The sequence below is a fragment of the Kitasatospora sp. NPDC040550 genome (genome assembly GCF_055594965.1).
The window spans coordinates 28,678-48,165 of record NZ_JBVIWC010000044.1 but is presented as its reverse complement, the minus strand read 5'-3'; the positions used below and the strand labels follow the sequence as shown (position 1 = coordinate 48,165).

Annotated in this window: 20 protein-coding genes; 13 read left to right on the top strand and 7 right to left on the bottom strand. The window is 69.4% G+C overall.

What is annotated here, in order from left to right:
* Positions 1-151 precede the first annotated feature (151 nt).
* The 5 genes from ACZ58X_RS38390 to ACZ58X_RS38370 all read right to left on the bottom strand — a co-directional run bounded on the left by ACZ58X_RS38390 (position 152) and on the right by ACZ58X_RS38370 (position 3,760).
* Positions 152-571 carry a hypothetical protein gene (locus tag ACZ58X_RS38390; RefSeq protein ID WP_470338204.1) on the bottom strand — a complete coding sequence of 140 codons (420 nt, stop codon included), beginning with the start codon at positions 569-571 and terminating at the stop codon, positions 152-154.
* A 116-nt stretch (positions 572-687) separates the two neighbouring features.
* Positions 688-1,401: a creatininase family protein gene (locus ACZ58X_RS38385; RefSeq protein ID WP_470338203.1), complete on the bottom strand. Its 714-nt coding sequence runs from the start codon at positions 1,399-1,401 to the stop codon at positions 688-690.
* A gap of 300 nt (positions 1,402-1,701) precedes the next feature.
* Entirely contained in the window at positions 1,702-2,250 is a 549-nt protein-coding gene (locus ACZ58X_RS38380) for a YrhB domain-containing protein (protein WP_470338202.1), read from the bottom strand.
* Between the two features lie 258 nt (positions 2,251-2,508).
* On the bottom strand, positions 2,509-3,144 hold the full coding sequence (locus tag ACZ58X_RS38375; RefSeq protein WP_470338201.1) for a hypothetical protein: 636 nt from the start codon (positions 3,142-3,144) through the stop codon (positions 2,509-2,511).
* A 34-nt stretch (positions 3,145-3,178) separates the two neighbouring features.
* Positions 3,179-3,760 carry a helix-turn-helix domain-containing protein gene (locus tag ACZ58X_RS38370; RefSeq protein ID WP_470338200.1) on the bottom strand — a complete coding sequence of 194 codons (582 nt, stop codon included), beginning with the start codon at positions 3,758-3,760 and terminating at the stop codon, positions 3,179-3,181.
* Positions 3,761-4,549: 789 nt separating this feature from the next.
* On the opposite strand from ACZ58X_RS38370, the gene ACZ58X_RS38365 reads away from it, so the two are divergent.
* The 5 genes from ACZ58X_RS38365 (at position 4,550) to ACZ58X_RS38345 (ending at position 7,285) form a co-directional block, all read left to right on the top strand.
* Positions 4,550-5,020 carry a hypothetical protein gene (locus ACZ58X_RS38365; RefSeq protein WP_470338199.1) on the top strand — a complete coding sequence of 157 codons (471 nt, stop codon included), beginning with the start codon at positions 4,550-4,552 and terminating at the stop codon, positions 5,018-5,020.
* Positions 5,017-5,331: a hypothetical protein gene (locus ACZ58X_RS38360; RefSeq protein WP_470338198.1), complete on the top strand. Its 315-nt coding sequence runs from the start codon at positions 5,017-5,019 to the stop codon at positions 5,329-5,331. The genes ACZ58X_RS38365 and ACZ58X_RS38360 overlap by 4 nt, the downstream gene beginning before the upstream one ends.
* On the top strand, positions 5,328-5,558 hold the full coding sequence (locus tag ACZ58X_RS38355; RefSeq protein WP_470338197.1) for a hypothetical protein: 231 nt from the start codon (positions 5,328-5,330) through the stop codon (positions 5,556-5,558). Before ACZ58X_RS38360 ends, ACZ58X_RS38355 begins: the two co-directional genes overlap by 4 nt.
* 161 nt (positions 5,559-5,719) lie before the next feature.
* Positions 5,720-6,013 carry a hypothetical protein gene (locus ACZ58X_RS38350; RefSeq protein ID WP_470338196.1) on the top strand — a complete coding sequence of 98 codons (294 nt, stop codon included), beginning with the start codon at positions 5,720-5,722 and terminating at the stop codon, positions 6,011-6,013.
* Positions 6,014-6,808: 795 nt separating this feature from the next.
* The gene (locus ACZ58X_RS38345) at positions 6,809-7,285 is read left to right on the top strand and encodes a hypothetical protein (protein ID WP_470338195.1); all 477 of its coding nucleotides are present in this window, start codon (positions 6,809-6,811) and stop codon (positions 7,283-7,285) included.
* A 435-nt stretch (positions 7,286-7,720) separates the two neighbouring features.
* On the opposite strand, the gene ACZ58X_RS38340 is transcribed toward ACZ58X_RS38345, so the two are convergent.
* Positions 7,721-8,509 carry a GntR family transcriptional regulator gene (locus ACZ58X_RS38340; RefSeq protein ID WP_470338194.1) on the bottom strand — a complete coding sequence of 263 codons (789 nt, stop codon included), beginning with the start codon at positions 8,507-8,509 and terminating at the stop codon, positions 7,721-7,723.
* A 252-nt stretch (positions 8,510-8,761) separates the two neighbouring features.
* On the opposite strand from ACZ58X_RS38340, the gene ACZ58X_RS38335 reads away from it, so the two are divergent.
* From ACZ58X_RS38335 to ACZ58X_RS38310, 6 genes are all read left to right on the top strand, one after another.
* Positions 8,762-9,115, top strand: a complete 354-nt coding sequence (locus tag ACZ58X_RS38335; protein WP_470338193.1) for an SCO3933 family regulatory protein — start codon at positions 8,762-8,764, stop codon at positions 9,113-9,115.
* A complete protein-coding gene (locus ACZ58X_RS38330; RefSeq protein WP_470338192.1) occupies positions 9,115-9,321 on the top strand; it encodes a hypothetical protein in 207 nt (68 codons plus the stop codon). Before ACZ58X_RS38335 ends, ACZ58X_RS38330 begins: the two co-directional genes overlap by 1 nt.
* Positions 9,318-10,625 (top strand): FtsK/SpoIIIE domain-containing protein, encoded by a 1,308-nt coding sequence (locus ACZ58X_RS38325; RefSeq protein WP_470338191.1) that lies wholly within the window; start codon positions 9,318-9,320, stop codon positions 10,623-10,625. Before ACZ58X_RS38330 ends, ACZ58X_RS38325 begins: the two co-directional genes overlap by 4 nt.
* Positions 10,625-10,816, top strand: a complete 192-nt coding sequence (locus ACZ58X_RS38320) for a hypothetical protein (protein WP_470338190.1) — start codon at positions 10,625-10,627, stop codon at positions 10,814-10,816. Before ACZ58X_RS38325 ends, ACZ58X_RS38320 begins: the two co-directional genes overlap by 1 nt.
* A 127-nt stretch (positions 10,817-10,943) precedes the next feature.
* Positions 10,944-12,368 (top strand): replication initiator, encoded by a 1,425-nt coding sequence (locus ACZ58X_RS38315; protein WP_470338189.1) that lies wholly within the window; start codon positions 10,944-10,946, stop codon positions 12,366-12,368.
* Positions 12,365-12,514, top strand: coding sequence for a hypothetical protein (locus ACZ58X_RS38310; protein ID WP_470338188.1), 150 nt, complete (start codon positions 12,365-12,367; stop codon positions 12,512-12,514). Before ACZ58X_RS38315 ends, ACZ58X_RS38310 begins: the two co-directional genes overlap by 4 nt.
* 39 nt (positions 12,515-12,553) lie before the next feature.
* Here ACZ58X_RS38310 and ACZ58X_RS38305 read toward each other — a convergent pair whose 3' ends face one another.
* On the bottom strand, positions 12,554-14,167 hold the full coding sequence (locus ACZ58X_RS38305; protein WP_470338187.1) for a recombinase family protein: 1,614 nt from the start codon (positions 14,165-14,167) through the stop codon (positions 12,554-12,556).
* Positions 14,168-14,505: 338 nt separating this feature from the next.
* Between ACZ58X_RS38305 and ACZ58X_RS38300 the strand changes: the two genes are divergently transcribed.
* Both ACZ58X_RS38300 and ACZ58X_RS38295 read left to right on the top strand, forming a co-directional pair.
* Complete coding sequence (locus ACZ58X_RS38300; RefSeq protein WP_470338186.1) at positions 14,506-15,267, top strand: TIGR03936 family radical SAM-associated protein; 762 nt, start codon at positions 14,506-14,508, stop codon at positions 15,265-15,267.
* A 435-nt stretch (positions 15,268-15,702) separates the two neighbouring features.
* The gene (locus ACZ58X_RS38295; protein ID WP_470338185.1) at positions 15,703-19,272 is read left to right on the top strand and encodes an Rne/Rng family ribonuclease; all 3,570 of its coding nucleotides are present in this window, start codon (positions 15,703-15,705) and stop codon (positions 19,270-19,272) included.
* Positions 19,273-19,488: the final 216 nt, after the last annotated feature.

The window sequence follows — 19,488 nt, the reverse complement described above, 5'->3', positions numbered from 1 at the left end:
AAACGCTCGGCTGGGAAACCCCAGCCGAGCGCCTGCATAAACTCATCGCGGCCTAGACAACCGACCACGTGTTGCAACGACCCCTAGAAACCGCCTCTTCCGGGGAGGGCTTCTGTGTGTGCGGTTGCTCCGCCACGGCGGGCCGATAGGGCTAGTCCGCGGAACAGCCCCAGTACGCGATCTCGACCGGTTCGTCGTGTCGGTACAGCACCGTGCACCGGCCGACTCCGCGGCCAACCGGGTCCAGCAGCTGGCGCATCGAGGCCTCCCATTGCTCGTGTGTGGGTCGGCCGTCGGGAGCCCAGCTGCGGATCTCGTTCTCGGTCAATGGCCGCATCATGGCGATGTCGTCGTCGGCTTCGGCGTCGATCAGCGCGTAGAAGTCGAGCACCGTGCAGGTCCCTCCGGTCAGGATGTACTCCTGCCAGGCTTCGTCCCTCCACAGCTCCGTGATGTTCCGCCCCGGAAAGCCGTGATCGTCCGTGGCCAACTCCTGGGCTTGAGCCTGACGGAATGCCGCTTCAAGATCCTCCTGGTAGGGCCCGGTCGCTGCCCATTCGTTGCCGCCCACGCAACACCTTTCCTTGATCACTGTCCTTCGGCTGGGCCGCAGGCTAACGGCCACCGCTGACAGGGCCATGCAGCGCCTTGGCGGATCGCCCACCTTCGAGTGGCGACCGACAGCTGTCAGTTACCTCCTATGAGTGACAGGTGGGCGGCGGCCGATTTGGACAGGCTCTCCAGGATGGTCTTGCCCTTCTCGGCAGTGCCGAGGGACGGGCGGCCGATGATGCCGTTCTGGGTGTAGCCGGCCATGCCTACGGTGAGGAGGTGGGGGCGCTCCGGGGCGTCGTGGTCGTCGCTCTCGATGCCGTCGCGGACGAGGTGGGGCGCACCGTGGAGGAGGAGCGACACCTCCAGCTCCCCGCCGTGCATGTCCTCGGCGCCGCTGCTCTCCAGAGCGGCGGCTTCGCGGGCCTGGTGCCAGTCCTCACGGACCGGGAAGAGGGCGACGCGCGGGCCCTCGGTGTTGGCCTCCTGGACCACGTTCGAGAGGACGTAGTTCCCGCCATGCCCGTTCACGATCAGCAGCCCCGGGACGCCGGACGCCCGGAGGGACCTCCATGTGTCGTTGATCACGGTGTAGAGGGTGGCCGCGCTGATGCTGACGGTGCCCGGCATGTGGGCGTGCTCGTGGGAGCAGGACAGCGTGACGGGCGGCAGGAGGAACAGGTCGTAGTCGGTGGCGATCCGCTGAGCGATCATGCTGGCGACGACGGTGTCGGTGGTCAGGGGCAGGTGATCGCCGTGCTGCTCGAAGCTGCCGACCGGCAGCACGGCGACCTTGGCGCCGCGCCGGCGTTCGTCTGCGGAAGTGGCGGCCGTGATCAGTGCGTCCATGGGCTAAGCCTCTCCCATTAGACCGCCGGCGGTCGAGACCACTCCTGGGGCGCTGAGGCAGGCCGAAAGTGGGCTGGCATGCGCAGCCCCCTTCTCTTCATAGGGGCCGGAAGAAAGGGGGGCTGCGCCCAGGTTGTCTCCTTTCCTGCAATATTCTTCCAATGCGCGATCTAGGTCTCTAGCGGTGGGAATTACTGTGCGTTGACCCTATCGAAAGCCTTCCCCTGCCCTCTGCCGCGCCATCGGTTGCGCCGATATTGAGGAAGCGCGTTCCACGCCCTGGGCGGCCCATGGGTGCGCTCAAACAATCGGCCCTGTAATTCTGCGAATCGGGAGAGGGGGGCAGGGGTCAGGTGTCCGAGTTCGTTGCACCAGATCCTCGGGTGGACTGGCGGAATCTTGGACAGCCGAAACGTATGATTTTGCTTCAGAAATATTGAAGGCTGGTGCATTTCTCCGAATATGTCGAATTGCCGCCGATTTTCCTTCGGACTGGAGAATGGTCCGAACGGAATCAAGGAAGGGGTCGGGCGGCTGGGCTCCCTTGAACTGCTGGAGGTATATGGCCTGCCAGTCTGCAGTGCGGAGTGTTTCTCCCGGAATTTGAAAGACACTGCCGTCGTCACCGGCAGCGAGGTATGGGCCGCCCCCGACTACCATATTATCGGCAATTGGGTTGAGTTTATACTCCGCAGACTGCCAGGCGACTAGCCATCCCACGGGAGTCTCTGTGACTCCAATGACGACCAGTTCTAGTTTATGCTCCCACTCTTTCTGTCGTTTGGCGAGGATGGCCTCAACGAGTTGAACGGCTTGATCTTTTGATACGTTCATCAGTTGCTGCTCCAATTTCGACGCCCGGATCCTGGGGGGAGCGTCGCTCTCGCTCTGTCCATCTCGCGTGTTCGGGAGAATTTCCCATACCGGCCGCCAGTGGTTTCCGCCTCTTATCCGTCCGGAGCGGGATAAGGCGCGTGAAGATTGAATCAATTTCTATACGAGGCCGGAGCGCACTGCAGGGCTTAACTGTGAAAGGCTCGGTGGTGCACTGTGGGATTGGCCGTTGTGTGACGGAAGGCCGTAGAGCCTTCGGGAGCTCGGTATGACTCAGTGGTGAATCATGGCCAAACGGCTTGTAAATGTTTCTACTTCGGGTACGGCTCTCCAGCACTGGAGGGCTTTGCCCGCTGCGGACAGTTCCGACATGGCCCGCGCGGACTCGGTGTCGATGGCGATAGACAGCGCCCGGTCGGCAGCTGCGGCCGCCTGCTCCGGCTCGCCGGACACCGCGTAGGCGCGGGCCAGCCGGGAGAGGTAGACGCCCTGGTCGTTGCGGTAGATCGACGGCAGGATCTGGAGCTCGGCCTCGAACATGTCCACGGCCGTTCGCGGGTCGCCCAGTTCGAGCAGGCAGTTCGCGCGCTGCATCTCGATGTAGGTCGGGGTGGAGTACGCCAGATCAAGCGCGTCGTCCGCGTGGGAGTCGTCCGGTTCGGCGGCGAGTTCGTGGGCCTCGTCGAACTTGGCCTGGGCGAAGCGCTGGTTACCCGTGAAGGTGTGTCCCTGGGCCTCCTGTTGAGCGGCCAGAGCGCGGATGCGGAGAGTGGCGCCCGCCGCGCGTTGTGCGGCGCGGGCGAGGCTGATGGCCTTCTGCGCATCGCGTCGGGCGGTGGCCTGGTTGCTCTTCCGGAAGAGCACGTAGGCGGCCATGACGTCGTCGCCCGCCTCCTGCGCCCACTCCATGGCGCGGTCCGACCAGAAGAGGGCCTGGTCGAAGTCACCGAGATCCTGGTTCAGCCAGCCCAGGAACTCCGCGGTACGGGCGCCGATGATGAGGAGTTCGTCCCGGGCGCGGCCGCCGGTGTTCTGCGATCCGGTCGAGTAACTGGACGTGCCGTGTCACCGCATCGAGTGCGTGGCGGGAGCCGAGCAGGTTCGTGGCCCGGTAGTGGCCGGGCATCAGGCCGCGCAGATGACCAACGAAGAACTCGGGGTCGATTGGCGAGTTGAGACTCTGCCCGGCGGCGGATGGCTCCGGCGCGTGGCACCTGGGCGTTGGGAGGGGCGTCTCCTGCTCCCACTCCCTGGCGGCCAGGCCGAGCATGTGTCCGGGGATGTGCAGCCCCTCCGCGATCCGTTCGATGAGGTCGATCTTCTCGATCTTGCGCTTCCCAGACGCGATCTCGCCGACCCGGCTCGGGGTCATGTCACAGGCGCGGGCGATGAGCGAGGGGTAGATCCCGGCCAGCTTGAGCAGCCGGAACACGGAGGCGAAGTCCCGTCCTCGGCACGCCGCGATCATCTCCGGGTTGGAGAGCAGTCCGGCCGGGAGCCGGTCCGGAACGCGCGCATCGGTCACCACAGCCCCCGCTGTCGATCAATAGACGCTGCAAGGAAGTTGATTACCTGTGAGTTTACCCACATTGGGTAATCACCTTGGGTACGAAGTTCGCACTCCGTCTCGGCAGCCTGGTGACCAGGGCCGGAACATCCAGGCCCGATCGTCCCTGTGGGCACCGGGAGGGTGGTGCGCTTTGATCAGCTTGGGAGAAACCCAAGGCACTGCTGAATCGCCTGAAACGGGCGGCGGGATACCCGCGTTCGAGGTGAGGCTCACCCGCCACCGGCGGTCCGCCGGCATGGCCCGGCTGCACCTCCGCATCTTCCTGGCCGGCGTGCCGGGCGGGAACGCCCTCGCGCACGACGCCGCGGTGGTGCTTGACGAGTTGGTGAGCAACGCGGTGAAGCACGCTCGGGTGCCCAAGGGTCGGCGGATCTGTGTCCGCTTCGAGATGGTGCTCGATCACCTCCGGCTGGAGGTTCACGACGCGAGCAGCGAGAAGCCGGTGATCCGGCGGTCCGTGGGCGTCGACTCCGAGTCGGGCCGGGGGGCTGCGCCTGGTGGAGGCCCTGTCGGTCGAGTGGGGCGTCGTGCCTCGGCCGGAGGGCATCGGAAAGATCGTTTGGGCCTTGGTGGGCCCGGGAGGCGGTGAGTCGTGAGCAAGCGTGCGCCCGGGTCGACGGAGACCCGGTGTTTCTACTGCGGTGCGGGGCTGCTGAGGGCGGTGACCCGGGCCATCGTGGTGAACGGTCGGACGGTTCGTGTCCACGCGTGGCACCCGCGCCGTGCGGGGGAGGTGTCCGGGTGATGGAGCTTCCCGTTGCTGGGGGTACGGGTGCGCCTCCGCGCCCCGCCGACCGATTTCCGCACATCGCCATCAGCTTGGGGCAATGGCGGGTCGATGAGGCCTACTGGGCCGTGGAGCAGGTGCGCGCCGGGGTGCCTCTGGCGGAGATGGACCACGCCGAGCTGCTGTCCACGGCCGAGAGTGCGTTGAAGCACGCGGAGTCGCTGGTCTCGCTGCTGGAGGCGGTGGAGCTCGCGATCCCCATTGACTGGCCGAAGACCCTCGACGAGGTGATCGCGCCGATCCGCGAGTACTTGAAGTGGACATTGGACGCGCACAGGCCGTACGCGGGCTCGGCGGAGTACGTAGGTGAGGTGAAGCGGGTCGGCGGCTGGCCCTCGGTAAGGGTGCGCGTGGAACTGGAAGTCGTGGAAGGGGAGCCGAGCGGGTCGGTGGCCAAGAACAACGCACGGAGGAGGGGGAAGGCATGACCGACACCGTGCACACGACCTCGCTGGGTACGCCGTACCCGTTCCCGGTGGTCGTGGAAGTCCGAGGCGTGACGGCGCCCGCACGATTCAGCAGGCTGCCGGAAGCGATGGCCGCACTGCTGACGACGTTGAACGCGCTGCCGCTCAGCCCGGACCAGCAGGGCTACTTCGCCGAGCTGTTCGGCCCGTCGGCGGTGCAGTCGGTCGGACGCCGACTCGCCACGCACGGGGAGGTGCGGGCCCTGGCCTTCCTCGACCTGACCCCGACCGTGGTCCGCCTCTACCCCGCCGGTCCTGGGGCCCCGCAGTGATCCGGCGGCTGAGGGCGTGGCGGGACCGCTTCTCGACCTGGTGGTTGCTGGACGGCCAGTTCTCCTGGCCGGTGCGGGCCGTCTCGCCGGGGCACCGAGCCGCACACCGTGACGTGATGGCGTGGTGCGACGAGCCGGGTTACGCCGCAGGGCAGCGAACGCAGCTGATGCGCCGGATCCGCTGCGAGAAGTTCGGAGTCGAGGGGGCGGCCTGGGAGCGCACCTGACCTGATCAGGGACAAGTGAAGACGTGCCGGACCACCCCAAGACCTTGGCGGGAGAGGGGTGGTCCGGTGGGTTGGAACCCGGTGCCGATGGTATCGGGCTCCTCGGCATGTCTGTGCACGGATGGCCGGTTCGCTTCTTGACCAGGGGAGTTGGGGAACAGTTGGACGGGGACGACGACTTCGGTGCGGAGTTGGCGGCGAGCCTCGACCCGGACACATGGGTGTGGCTTCCAGGTGTGGATTACGCGGCTGGCTGGAGAGTCGCGCGGCGCACAGCGGACGAGCTGAACGAGTTGCTGGCTCTCTGCGGCGTCGACTGCTCCGTCCTTCGGGCGATCGCTGACACCGACGCTCAGGGCAAGCCGATGGTTCGGTTGGAGGGTGCCGCCGAAGGATGGCTGAGCCTCGAAGGGTTGCTCTGTCTCGCCGCAAAGGCACACTTGGAATCTGGTTGACAGGGCGCTTGTGCGGGGTGTCCAAGCCGATGTACGGCAGTGAGGGCCATGCTCGCTCGGGGTTCAGCCCGCAGCTCCAGCGAGCAGGTGTATTGGCATGGCGAACCCTGTGCTGATTGATCATGATTGGGCGCGCCCACCACCAATCTTGCCAAACCATGGGCAGCTCATGATTTGGGGTGGCATCATCGCAGCATGTTGGCCCGGAACCGGTCTCGGCGCGTAAAGCGGCATCGGGATGCTGCCAGTGGCGAGATCGTGGAACTCAAAAAGAGCGTAGAGATCCTTTCTCCTGGAACTGTCGTACCGCTGAGAGTTCGAAGGACTCTGCGCATCCATGACTGCACCAATCGTGCGCACTTCGTTATCACGCTGATTTATGGAATGATTGCTGGCATTTGGCTTCCAATGCCCATCGTCCTTGCTCTTGACACCAAAGAGGGCTCATTCCGAAGTGTTTTGGGGCATTTTCGTGCCGCGGCAGCGTCTCTGTTCCAGGGTGGAGACTCTGTTGCTGTGACTACGGGCGCGATGCGGCTAGGGTGGGGATTTGTCGCCCTGCTGGCATTTTATCTATTCATGGCGGTGGGGCCGCTTGTAATTGGAGTCCGCGTTGGCAATGGATATCCCGGCCTAAATATCCCTGGCCGGAAGACGGTCCTTGCGTATCGCCATTCCCTTATCGTGAGCGCTTGCGGCTCTGCCATCTTGTCTTGCGCCAAAGTGATTGGCACGACGGGTGGGCGACGTACAGGGCGACTGCAGAAGGCGGCGGACGGTGTGCAGAGAGTCCGTATGCTGATCCGAGTCCTTCCACGTTTCGAGGAAGGGCCCTGGAAGGGCAGGCGTCAGCGTCGGAGGCGTACGGCACAACACATCAAAAAGGTTTCCGTCGTTCTTGCCGAGGTAGAGATGCAGCTCGGCGATGCTTCGGATCAGCAGGTTCGGGAAGTGGCAGGAAAGCTCCTGCAGATTGCCGAGAGGGTTGCGGACCGTCGGCATCGGACGCTTATGGATCCCAGGAGGCTGCGAAATGTCTCCATTCCTGAGCGAGAGTCCCTTAGATTTGCCATGGGCGCGGTGCTTACGCTTGTTCTTTCGGGGGTGTCGATTGCTGTGATCGGCCTCATCGGTCTTCCTGGCGTGTTGGAGCCGATCGCCATCACTGCGTCAATTACAGTGTCTACTGTTATTGTTTTCAGGGGGAAGGCGATAGAAAAGCTGGAATCTCTCGGAATCCTGAAGGGTGGCTCAGGTAGGGATACAGGCTGAAATTTTCGGCACAGTCCGTCGTTGGCAAGGCGATGAGGGCGGTGGAGCGGTTTTGGCCGGTGTCCTGCCTGGGGTGGGGTCGAGCATGATCGGGGGGCCGTAAGCTGCTGCGACTCGGTCAGGGCTTTTGGGCCTGACCGCAGTTTGGCCGAGTGGCCCCCCGGTCTTGCTCGACGCGGGTCCCGGTCCGGGGAGGTGGGTAAAACCGGGGAGCCGCCCGGCCTCAGCCACGACGGGTACTGACCTCGGCGCTCTCTGGGTCGCACGTTGCGGTGGGCGCGGCCGGCCGCCGCCGGCGCGGGGCGAAGACAGGAGCGGCGGCGAGCGGCAGGGCCGCGCGCTGGCGCGCTGTGCGCGCCCTTGAGTAAGTGAAGAAGAGTTGCGACAGCCCCCGCGCCCGGTGTGGACGTGGGGGCTGGGGCGTGTTCGAGGTGGTTAGCGGGAGACCTTGGCGGCGCGGGGTGCGCGCTTGGGCTTGTGAGTGTCGATGGCGTAGGTGAGGGCGGTGGTTTCGGCGCCGAGGCGGGTCTCTTCGAGGATGAGGGGGAGGCCGGTGGCCTGGTCGCAGGTGATGCGGTGGGCGATCAGGAGGACGGCGGCCTCGGAGAGTCGGAGGGCTTCGCGCTCGTCGGGCTGGGGGACTCGGGCACTGACCCGCTCGCGCCAGGTGAGGTCGTGGCCGGCGGCGGCCAGTGTCGCGTAGGCCTCGGCCGGGGTGGCGGCGGGGTGCTGGGCGAGGGGGGTGTCCTCGATGCGTTCCATGGGGAGCAGGAGGCGGTGGAGGGCGCGGCCGTCGCCGGTGGGGTCGGCGAGAAGGCGGTCGCAGCCGAGCATCAGTTCGTCCTGATCCATCTCCAGCAGCGGCGCCGTGACGGCATCGGTGCGGGTGCGGTAGACCGTGGGCTCCTCGGCGCGGTCGAACCAGGCGTCGAAGGGCGTTGAGAAGGTGTCGCCCTGGGCGGCGATGGTCCGGTCCAGGCTGGCGCTCGGGCCATGGACGGCGGCGCGGACGAAGGTGCCACGGCCTTGCTTCACATCCAACTGGCCCTCGCTGCGGAGAGCGGCGACGGCAAGCCTGACGGTTGGTCGGGAGACGCCGTAGGTCTCGGCGAGGTCGGTCTCCGTGGGCAGCTGCGTGCCGGGCGGCCATTCGCCGGTGGCGATCGCCTGCCGCATCGCCGCCGCCACCTGCTTGTGCAGTGCCTCGTTCCGAATGATCGCCATGGTGTTGACCCCTTGGTGCGGACGCCGGGGACGGGCCCGCTTCGCGTGTGCCGTGTCGTTTTCGAGGGTTCGTGTGTGGTCGTTTGCCCTGGTCGGGCGGCATCTCTAGGTCTGTCATCAGTTGCTAGCCGTTAAACGTAAGCATGAATCGCTTGCGTCGGGGCGTCAAGGAGGAGCATCATCGAGGCGCCAAAGGTAAGTACGTTTGACGACTGATGTCATGCGGCCTTGGTGTCAGAGGAGTGTGCGCTCATGCAGTCCATTCCCGTGGACGGAACCCGGCTCGGCACGATGACCTGCATCGTTGCCCCCGAAGCGCGGATCGCGAACCGCGAGACCGGCGAGATCAGGAAGGACCGGGAGGGCCAGACCGTCTACACGGTCGGCGTCGCGGTCCGGCAGGACGGCCGGCGAGCCTCGATCATCGAGATCAGCGTGTCCGGCGAACCGGTCGGCGTCGTGGAGGGCGTGCGGGTGCACGTCACCGGCCTGACGGCCTTCTCGTGGGCGATGGGGGACCGGCACGGCCTGTCCTTCCGGGCCGACGCCATCACCCCCGTCTCCGCGTCGGCCCCGGCGGCCTCGCGCAAGGGCGGCGACGCCTGATGAGCGGCGCGATCCGCGTGAAGTTGCGGGGGCTGCTCCGGGAGCTCGGGGACCTGGCCGAGGAGGTCGACCCGTTCGGGCCGGACGACGAGGGGGCTCAGCTCTTCGACCACATCGCCATCGTCGCCAGCAAAGCCGCCGGGCAGGCTCGCGACCTGGAGACCGTGGCCCACAACGCGGCGATGGAGAACGGGGGACGGCCGTGATCGTCCTTCAGTTGCTGTGGGTGGTGATGCTGGCGACGGTGCTCATCGCGCTCAGCGCGGCCCCGGTGTTGCGGCGCACCTACCCCTATCTCTGGTGGTACCTGTTCGGCTACCCGGCTGCCGTGATCCGCGTCCGGGCGACGTGGCAGCGCCTGACCACGAACCTCGGCCTCGCCGTGGCCAAGCGCCCGGGGCGGGCCCGAGTCGGGGACCTGATGGTCCGCGGGGATCCGCTGCGGCCGACGCCGCCTCGGCTGGGCGTGGCGAAGTACCGACGTGGCGGCCTGGACGTGCGGGTGCGGCTTCACCCCGGGCAGGTGCCCGAGCACTTTGCGGAAGCCCTCGGCGCGCTCACCCATGCCTGGAGGGTGCACGCGGTGCGGCTGGTAGCGGATGAGCGGGGGTTCGTCACCCTCTCGGCGCTCGCCTGGGACCCGCTGATCATGCCCGTGGTGCCGTACCGCTTGAAGGAGCGGCTGTTGCGGGCGGTGGTCGGGCTGCTGGAGGACGGCCGGGCCTGGACGATCGATCTGCGGCGGGCGCCGCACTGGCTGATCGTCGGTGCGACCCGTTCCGGGAAGTCCACCCTCATCGCCGCGCTGGTGAAGGAACTCGCCCCGCAACGCGTCGCCTTGTTCGGCATCGACCTCAAGGGCGGCATGGAGCTGTCCCTGTTCGAGGACCGGCTGTCGGCTCTGGCGGCCACCCGGGCGGAAGCCGCCCACCTGCTTGCGGAGTTGGTCGCGGAGACCGAGGCCCGGATGCAGCTGTGCCGTTCGGTCGGGGCTCGTTCCGTCTGGGACCTGCCGGCGAAGCTCCGCAAGATGCCCGTCGTCGTCATCGTGGACGAGGTCGCGGAGCTGTACCTGGTGGCGACCAGGGAGGACAAGGCGGAGGTGGGGGAGATCTCCACCAACCTGCTCCGGCTCGCCCAGCTCGGCGCCGCGCTGGGCGTCCACCTGGTGGTCGCGGGACAACGAGTCGGCTCGGACCTCGGTCCCGGGGTGACCGCCTTGCGGGCGCAGTTGGCCGGCCGGGTCTGCCACCGGGTGAACGATGCCGGGACGGCGGAGATGGCGCTCGGCGATCTCGACAAGGACGCCCTGGCCGCCGCTCAGCAGATCACCGCAGCTGAGCAGGGCGTCGCCATCACGGTCGGTTCCGACGGCCGGTGGATCCGTGCCCGGTCCGTCCACGTCACCCCCGAGCAGGCACGCCGGGCGGCGAGGAAGTACGCCCGGCTGGCTCCGTCCTGGCCCGGCCTCCATGCGACGGACGAGCCGAACGAAGGGGTCTACGTCTGATGGGCGGCGTTCTCGTCCTGGCCGCCGTTCTGGCCCTCGTCACCTACCTCCTGGTCCGCTCCGGCGAGCTCAAGGTCTGGCACGTCCTCCTCGTCGGCGTCCTCGGGATCTACCTCGACCGCATCGGCTGGGCAGACCCCGTCGTCTACGCCGTGACCTGGCTCGTCCAAGGCCTCACCCACACCACCTGAAGAGCGTGATCACCGTGCCAACCCGACCAACCACCCAGCCCGCCCGTCCTACCGCCAGCCGCGGCCGCGCCACCGCATGTCTGGCCCGGCCGGGGCCCGGCGAACCCTGGCCCTGGAGACACCCGCCATGACCGCCAGCACCAACCCGTACACCGATCCCACCGCACGCCGTGCCTTCCTCGACCGGGAGGCGCGGCTGCGCCAACTACCGCCGGTAGAGCGTGATTTCGTCCGCCTCGGCGAGATGCCGGACCTGAACCGCTGGCTGGAGCAGATCCGCGCCACCGGCGGCTGTGCCGAACCGGTCTACCTCGCCGGACACACCACCACCCTCGACGCCGACACCGGCGAAGTCCTGCGCCACTACTCGACCGCCACCGAACCCGGAGGCCGGCTCGCCGTCCGCTGCCGCAACCGCCGGGCCTCCCGCTGCGCGCCCTGCTCCCGGGAGCACAGCGGCGACACCTTTCACCTGGTCCGCTCCGGCCCGGTCGGCGGCAAGGGCGTCCCGGAGACGGTACGGACGCACCCCCGGCTGTTCGTCACCCTGACCGCACCCTCCTTCGGCCCGGTCCACCGGGCGGGCGACTGCCACCCGGCCCGGCGCCGACGGTGCGAGCACGGCAGCCGGCAAGGCTGCGGTCGTACCCATCTGGCCGCCGACCCGCTCGTAGGGCAGCCGCTCTGCGCGGACTGCTACGACTACCCCCGCCACATCCTCTGGAACGCCATGGCCCCGGCCCTGTGGAAGGCCTTCCGCGACAACCTGTACCACCACCTCGCGGCCCGGGCGGGTGTCGGGCGGTCGGGGGTGCGCACGCTGGTTCGGGTCTCCGCGGCGAAGGTCGCCGAGTACCAGAAGCGTGGTGCCGTCCACTTCCACGCGGTCGTCAGGCTCGACGGCCCGGACGGTCCGACGACTCCGCCTCCGACCTGGGCAACCGGGGACCGCCTCTCGGAAGCCGTGCGCTCCGCGGCCGCCGCCGTGGCGCTCCCGTGCCCCGAGTCGGCGGCCTACAGCGGCGGACCGCTCGGCTTCGGTGGCCAGCTGGACGTGCATCCCCTTGTCTATGGGGGTGGCGAGCGGATCTCTGACGATGCGGTGGCGGCCTACGTCGCCAAGTACACGAGTAAGAGCGTGGAGGCCGCCGGCGCCGTCGACCGCCGCATCGAGTCACTGGCAGAGATACAGGCCCTACAGGTCAGCCCGCATGTGCGTGCCCTCATCGCCACTGCCTGGCGACTCGGCGGTCTGCCGGAGCTGCGCCACCTGCGCCTTCGTGCCTGGGCCCACATGCTCGGATACCGGGGGCACTGCCTAACCAAGACTCGGGCCTACTCCACTACATACGGGCAGCTCAGAACCGCGCGGGCCGAACACGCCGGCGGCCTCTACACCGATTGGGACGACGGGGCCGTGGCGGAGCGCGCCTGGCGGTTCGTCGGAACCGGGCACTCACCCGCCGAAGCGCTCATCGCCGCCGGCGTCGCCGAGGACCTCGCCACCAATCGGGAGGTCGCCCGTGCGGAACGGATGGAGGAGGGGCCGTGACGGCCGAGCAAGCGGGGGCCGGAGCCGCGACGGCTTCGCGCGAGGCGCCACCACGGCAACCGCTCCGGTCCTTGGTCATCGAGAGCGAGATCGTCATCGTGGACGACGAGGGCCACGAGGAGCCGTACGACTCCACCAAGCACTGACCACGACAGCCCCCGCCGCGATGACGGGGGCTGTCGGCATCAGAGCTTGCTCGCGAAGTCGTCTTCCTTGACGATCAGCCGGTCGCGGTAGTCCTTGGGGATCATGAGTCGGAGCTTGATCGCGGGAGCCCGCTGACCCTTGACCTTGGTCCGGGTGACTTCACAGCGGACGCCCACCCTCAGGAGGTCCGCCGCCATGGCTTCGGAACCGCCGTCCTCCCACTGCTGGCGGAACGTCTTCCCGTTGGCCACGTTCACCCACCGATCTTCGGTGGTCTCGGGGTCGATCTCCCCGAGTTCGGTGATCAGCTTGTCCAGCGTCTCCTCCGCCTGCTCGCGCGTGAACCGGGTCTTGGCGTACCGGCCGCCGGGCTCCAGCTCCTTCATGTAATAGGCGACGGACTCCTCAAGCTGCGCCACCTGGGCGCGTGCCTCGGCGCCCCTCGCGTACTCGCGCACCTGGACGGGCTCATCGCCGAGGACCGACAACACGTCGAGGACCAGCTTGGCGTTGATCGCGTCGGGGTTGGGAGCGCCCAAGCCTCCGCCCTTGCAGCCCTGGCACCGCAGGTACTCGTACATCCGATCCTTGACGCGGTTCCGCTGCTCCAGCATGTTGGTCCCGCAGTCGACACAGAAGAAGACCCCGAGGAACGTCGTGGCACCACCGGGCCTACGCTGCGGCTGGTTCTTGCTGCGCTTGTCGAGATCCGCTTGGAGCTCGTTGAACTCCTCGTCGGTGAAGACGGCCTCCGCGACCTTGATGGGCTTCCCGGCCTTGTCCAGGACGAGCTTGGACCGGCGGGCGCCACCCTTCTTCTCCTCTTCTACCCGGTAGCCCATCAAGGCGGGGTTGCGGAGCTGGCGCAGGAGGGTCGTAGCCGTGAGGCCGTCGCTGGCGAGGCCCGCGCGCTTCAACAGCTTGACCATGCGGGTGGCGGAGACGCCCCGACGGGCCATGCGTCGGCACCAGTGCAGGGCCTTGTGCGCGTTGGGGTCGATGACGAGGACGACGTTCCCGTTCTCGTCCTCGGCGGTGGTGTAGCCGAAGGCCGGCTTGCCGACCAGCCAGGCGGACTGGGTCTTGGCGTAGTCCCAGAGGCTCGCGACGCGCGTGCTCGTGTTGGTGGCCTCGATCTCCGCGATGCCGCCGATCAGCGTGACCAGGATCTTGCCAACGACCGTGGTCAGATCGATGGAGTCGTGCTTGGAGACCAGGTTCTTCCCGTACTTCAACGCCCAGTCGATCATCGTGTGCAGGTCGGACAGCCGGCGGATGAACCGGTCGAGCTTCCAGAACAGCAGCACGTCGAACTCCGGAGCCCGGTTGTTCAGCCAGTCGCCCAGCTGCTTCCGCTTCCACGGGGGCACCTTCGTGGCGGACACGTTCAGGTCGCTGGCGACGCCGACCACGCGGCACCCCCGGTTCAGGGCTTCGCGGCGGAGGTCGAGCTCCTGGCGGACGGGGGAGGTGGTGTCCTCCGTCAGCACGGACAGCCGGACCGAGAGCAGCGCCCGGGGCGCGTCCGTCGGAAGCGCTGCCTCGGCTCTCTTCAACTGTTCGAGGAGGGCCAGATCCGCGGCGGTCCATTCGGCCTCGACCGTATACGTCTTCTGCTGCGCGGCACGTGCCGTACGGGTGCGCTTCGCCATGTCGGTGACCCCCTCGACAGTTTTGGGACTGCCTCCATTTATCCCCAGATGGACACCCAGATCCAGATCGGCCCCACCGGCAAGAAGATGCTGCCGCTGACGGTCGTCAACAAGTAGTCGGTGCAGGGCCCTCGACCCCCGTCCGGAGTGTTCCGGGCGGGGGTCGGTCGTGGGCGGCTGACCAGGGGCGGAGCGAGCGGGCCGGCGGGGCGCGTACCCTTTGGGGTGACAGAGTCCGGACAGTGGCGGGTTTGCGCCGCGCCGGACGGGGAGAACTGACTAAGGACTGAGCGACCCTGGCACGCCGTACGCCCGACGGTCCGCCGCCCGCGCCGACGGTGCAGCGGATTCGTCTCCGCTACACCAAGCGCGGCCGGCTCCGCTTCACCAGCCACCGTGACTTCCAGCGCGCCTTCGAGCGCGCCCTGCGCCGGTCCGCCGTTCCGATGGCCTACTCGGCGGGCTTCACCCCGCACCCGAAGGTGTCCTACGCCAACGCCGCCCCGACCGGGGTGGCGAGCGAGGCGGAGTACCTGGAGATCGGCCTGGCGGCCGCGCGCGACCCGGAGCAGTTGCGGGCGCAGCTGGACGAGTCGCTGCCGGACGGCCTGGACGTGATCGACGCGGTCGAGGTGCGCACGCCCAACTTCGTGGAGCGCCTGGAGGCCTCCGAGTGGCTGGTGCGCCTGGACGGCGTCGAGCCGGTCGAGGCCGCCGAGGCGGTCCGCGTGTTCCTCGCCGAGGAGAAGGTCGAGGTCGAGCGCCGGACCAAGAACGGCGTGCGGGTCTTCGACGCGCGCGGTGCGGTGGCGGCGCTCGAAACCGTCGAGTCGCAGGTCGACGGCGGTGCGGACACGGCGGTCGGAACCGGCCGCGATGTTCGGACGGGCCGTCCCTGTGCGATACTGCGCCTGGTAGTACGACACGCCACACCCGCCGTACGACCCGACGACGTATTGTCCGGTCTCCGTGCGACGGCCGACCTGGCGCCGCCGGTCCCCGCAGAGGTGACCAGGCTGGCGCAGGGGCCGCTCGACGAGGAGTCCGGCACGGTGACCGACCCGCTGGCGCTCGACCGCGCCGCGGCCCCGGCCGGCTGAGAAACGGCCGGCGGGCCGCGCGCTACCGCGTCCGCCTAGGGGGCGGAGGCCGGGTCCAGTGCCTCACTGGACCCGACGGTCCTCCAGGGTTGCCGCGGCTCCCCAGGGGAGCGAGCGTCGTCGCAGCACAGGCCGGCCACTCGGGGCCCGCCGACCAGGACGGTCGGTGGGCTCGGGACCCCGTCCGGGAGCCACCCGGGGTTGGGGGACGGCTCAGCTTGGGAAAAACTCAGAAGACTGGTCAGACCAGAAGACTTTCGACACCCCGCGCAACGCGGGGCGCCGAGCGAGACTACGAGCCCCTGTGCGGCCTCGCGTCCGCACGGCGGCACCGTCAAAGGGTCCGGCCCGAGCATCCTCGCGATGCCGGCCGCCCACTGGTGCCGTGCCGTGCCCGGATGTGGAGCCCGGGGGCCTGACGGGAGATCCACCCGCATGCTCGATAGCACCGATCCGCAGCAGACTGCGGCCACGGAACAGAACGAATCCGCCGCGACCGGTGGTGACGGCGCGTCCGCCGCGCCGCCGCGCCGTCGTCGCCGGGCGGTGTCCCGCCCGGCGGGCACCCCGCAGGGTGCGGCCGCCGAGACGGCCGAGACGGTCGTCCCGGTCGAGTCGACGGCCGTCCCGGCCGCCGCCGCGGTCGAGGCGCCCGCCGAGGCGGCCCCGGCGGCCGAGAAGCCGGTTCGGGCCCGCCGGACCCGCAAGCGTGCCGAGGCCCCGGCCGGCGCTCCGGAGGAGACCGCGATCGTGGTCACCGCACCGGAGGCCGAGGGGACGAAGGCCCAGGAGAAGGCCGCCGAGCCGGTGGCCGAGGAGAAGGCGGAGAAGCCGGTTCGGGCCCGCCGGACCCGTAAGAAGGCCGAGGCGGCCCCGGTCGAGGAGCCGGTGGCCGAGGCCCCCGCCCCCGCTCCGGTCGCCGAGCCGGTCGTCGAGCCGGTGGCCGAGGAGGCCTCGGCCGCTCCGGCCCGCCGCCCGCGCCGCCGTCGCGTGGTCGAGGCCGCGCCGGTGGTCGAGGCCCCGGTGGAGGAGCCGGTGGCCGAGGAGCCCGCCGTCGAGGAGGAGCCCGCCGAGGAGGAGGCCGTCGAGGCCGTCGCCGAGGCCCCGGTCGCCGCCGAGCCGGTCGCCGCGCCCGCCCCGGCCGCCGAGGCCGAGCCGCACCACCGGGTGCGCCGCCGCGCCGTCCGCCCGGCCACCGCGGTCTTCCAGGCCCCGGTGTTCCAGGAGCCCGCCCCCTTCGTCGCGCCCGCCGCGCCGCAGCAGCCCGCCGCCGCCCCGGCGCCGGTCGAGGCCCCGGCCGTCGAGGCCGAGCGCCAGGACGAGGACGAGTACGAGTACAGCGGCGTCGGCCGTCGTCGCCGGGTCCGTACCCGGGTCGAGCCGAGCCGTCGCAGGTCGGCCGCCGAGGCGCCGGCCAAGGCCGCCCAGGCCAAGGCGGCGCCGGCCAAGGCCGCCGCGGTGAAGGCCGCTCCCGTGAAGGCCGCTCCGGTCGAGGTCGCGGCCGTCGAGGAGCCCGTCGTGGAGGCCCCCGTCGCCGGTCCGGAGGCCGAGGACGAGTGGGAGGACGGCCGTCCGTCCCGCCGTCGCCGTCGGGGCGGCCGTCGCCGCCGCCGTGGCGAGGCCGAGGACTTCGAGGCCGCCGAGGCCGTCGAGACCGAGCAGCCCGCCGCCGAGGAGTCGGCCCGGGCCGTCGCCGACGAGGACGACGAGGACGACGACGACCTGGCCGCCGGCCTGTCCTCCTCGCGTCGCCGTCGCCGCCGTCGCCGCCGCAGCGGTGAGGCCGGCGCCGTCGAGGTCGCCGAGACCACCGAGGACGGCGTCCGCACGGTGGTGAAGGTGCGCGAGCCGCGCCGCCGCTCCACCGAGCCGTCCTTCGACCCGGACGAGGTGCAGTCCATCAAGGGCTCGACCCGTCTGGAGGCGAAGAAGCAGCGCCGCCGCGAGGGCCGCGAGCTGGGCCGCCGCCGGGTGCCGATCATCACCGAGGCCGAGTTCCTGGCCCGCCGGGAGTCGGTCGAGCGCGTCATGGTGGTGCGCCAGAACGGCCAGCGCACCCAGATCGGCGTGCTGGAGGACGGGGTGCTGGTCGAGCACTACGTCAACAAGGAGCAGGCCACCTCGTACGTCGGCAACGTCTACCTGGGCAAGGTCCAGAACGTGCTGCCGTCCATGGAGGCCGCGTTCGTCGACATCGGCAAGGGCCGCAACGCGGTGCTGTACGCCGGTGAGGTCAACTTCGGTGCGCTGGGCCACGGCGGCCCGCGCCGGATCGAGTCGGTGCTCAAGTCCGGCCAGTCCGTGCTGGTGCAGGTCTCCAAGGACCCGATCGGCCACAAGGGCGCCCGCCTGACCAGCCAGATCTCGCTGCCCGGCCGCTACCTGGTGTACGTGCCCGAGGGCTCGATGACCGGCATCTCGCGCAAGCTGCCCGAGAACGAGCGCGCCCGCCTCAAGCAGATCCTCAAGAAGATCGTCCCGGACGACGCGGGCGTGATCGTGCGCACCGCCGCCGAGGGCGCCTCCGAGGAGGAGCTGACCCGCGACGTCCAGCGCCTCCAGCAGCAGTGGGAGGACATCCAGAAGAAGGCCGCGACCGGCAACGCCCCGGCGCTGCTGTACGGCGAGCCGGACATGACCGTCCGGGTCGTCCGCGACATCTTCAACGAGGACTTCACCAAGGTCATCGTCTCCGGCGACGAGGCGTGGAAGACCATCCACGAGTACGTCTCCAACGTGGCCCCGGATCTCGGCGAGCGGCTCCAGCGGTGGACCTCCGAGGTGGACGTGTTCGCCACCTACCGGATCGACGAGCAGCTGATGAAGGCGCTGGACCGCAAGGTCTGGCTGCCCAGCGGCGGTTCGCTGGTGATCGACCGCACCGAGGCGATGGTCGTCATCGACGTCAACACCGGGAAGTTCGTCGGCCAGGGCGGCAACCTGGAGGAGACGGTCACCCGGAACAACATCGAGGCGGCCGAGGAGATCGTGCGCCAGCTGCGGCTGCGCGACCTCGGCGGCATCATCGTGATCGACTTCATCGACATGGTCCTGGAGTCCAACCGCGACCTGGTGCTGCGCCGACTGCTGGAGTGCCTGGGCCGGGACCGGACCAAGCACCAGGTGGCCGAGGTCACCTCGCTGGGCCTGGTCCAGATGACCCGCAAGCGGGTCGGCCAGGGCCTGCTGGAGTCCTTCTCCGAGGCCTGCGTGCACTGCAACGGCCGCGGCGTGATCGTGCACATGGAGCAGCCGAGCGCCCACGTCCACGCCCCGGCGGCCGCCGCCGTCGAGGCCGGCTCGGGCAGCGGCAAGCGCCGTCGCCGGGGCAAGGGCGGCGCGGGCCACGAGGAGCCGCAGGCCGTCGAGGCCGGGTCGGTGGCCGAGGCCGTCGCCGAGGCGGTCGAGGAGCTCGCCGAGCCGGTGCGCGAGGAGATCGAGGGCCAGCTGGCCCTGGAGGTCCCGGGCGTCGAGGCCCCGGCCGTCGGGACCCTGGTGGTCGAGACCCCGAAGGCCGTGGAGGCCCCGGTGGCCGAGGCCCCCGCCCCCACCGCCGCTCCGGCCGGCCGTCCGCGCCGCCGCGCGGTGCGCAAGGCGACGGCTCCGGCCGGTGCCCCGCAGGCCGCCGAGATCGTGGTGCTGCAGGCGAAGGCCGACGCGGCCCTGGAGGCGGCCCTGGCCGCCGCCGCCCCGGCCGCCGAGCCGGTGGCCGAGGTCGTGCCCGAGCCCGTCGCGGAGGTGGCCCCGGAGGCCGCCGCCGGGACCGTCGTCGCGGAGGCCGAGGTCGTCGAGGCCCCGGCCGCGGAGGCCGACGAGGCCCCCGCCGCGGAGGAGGCCCCGGCGCCGAAGAAGCGGGCCGCCCGCAAGACCGCCGCCAAGAAGACCGCCGCCAAGAAGACGACGACGGCGGCCAAGAAGACCACCGCCCGCAAGACCGCGACCAAGCGGACGAGCGCGGCGGCCAAGAAGGCCGCGGCCGCCGAGGGTGATACGGCGGCCGAGTAGTGCCCACGCCGGGGGCGGGAGTCCTTCCCGCCCCCGGCCGTACGGGCCGGTTTGCCCCCTGGGCCGCCGGTCCGTATTCTTGACCTTCGGCGTGTCTACGCCGCGCTCCCGAGCACATCACCTTCCCGAGAGTCCCGCGCCCAGCGCGGAGTGATCGGGGAGAGGCTCCTGTGTCCGTACCCAGGTGGCTGGCGTCGGGAGTTCCGACCGAGTTGG

Coding starts and splice junctions, on each gene's coding strand:
- ACZ58X_RS38385 (WP_470338203.1), bottom strand. CDS start 1,401: ATGGACGCACTGATCACGGCCGCCACTTCCGCAGACGAACGCCGGCGC.
- ACZ58X_RS38375 (WP_470338201.1), bottom strand. CDS start 3,144: ATGGAGTGGGCGCAGGAGGCGGGCGACGACGTCATGGCCGCCTACGTG.
- ACZ58X_RS38365 (WP_470338199.1), top strand. CDS start 4,550: ATGGAGCTTCCCGTTGCTGGGGGTACGGGTGCGCCTCCGCGCCCCGCC.
- ACZ58X_RS38360 (WP_470338198.1), top strand. CDS start 5,017: ATGACCGACACCGTGCACACGACCTCGCTGGGTACGCCGTACCCGTTC.
- ACZ58X_RS38345 (WP_470338195.1), top strand. CDS start 6,809: ATGCTGATCCGAGTCCTTCCACGTTTCGAGGAAGGGCCCTGGAAGGGC.
- ACZ58X_RS38340 (WP_470338194.1), bottom strand. CDS start 8,509: ATGGCGATCATTCGGAACGAGGCACTGCACAAGCAGGTGGCGGCGGCG.
- ACZ58X_RS38335 (WP_470338193.1), top strand. CDS start 8,762: ATGCAGTCCATTCCCGTGGACGGAACCCGGCTCGGCACGATGACCTGC.
- ACZ58X_RS38330 (WP_470338192.1), top strand. CDS start 9,115: ATGAGCGGCGCGATCCGCGTGAAGTTGCGGGGGCTGCTCCGGGAGCTC.
- ACZ58X_RS38320 (WP_470338190.1), top strand. CDS start 10,625: ATGGGCGGCGTTCTCGTCCTGGCCGCCGTTCTGGCCCTCGTCACCTAC.
- ACZ58X_RS38315 (WP_470338189.1), top strand. CDS start 10,944: ATGACCGCCAGCACCAACCCGTACACCGATCCCACCGCACGCCGTGCC.
- ACZ58X_RS38305 (WP_470338187.1), bottom strand. CDS start 14,167: ATGGCGAAGCGCACCCGTACGGCACGTGCCGCGCAGCAGAAGACGTAT.
- ACZ58X_RS38295 (WP_470338185.1), top strand. CDS start 15,703: ATGCTCGATAGCACCGATCCGCAGCAGACTGCGGCCACGGAACAGAAC.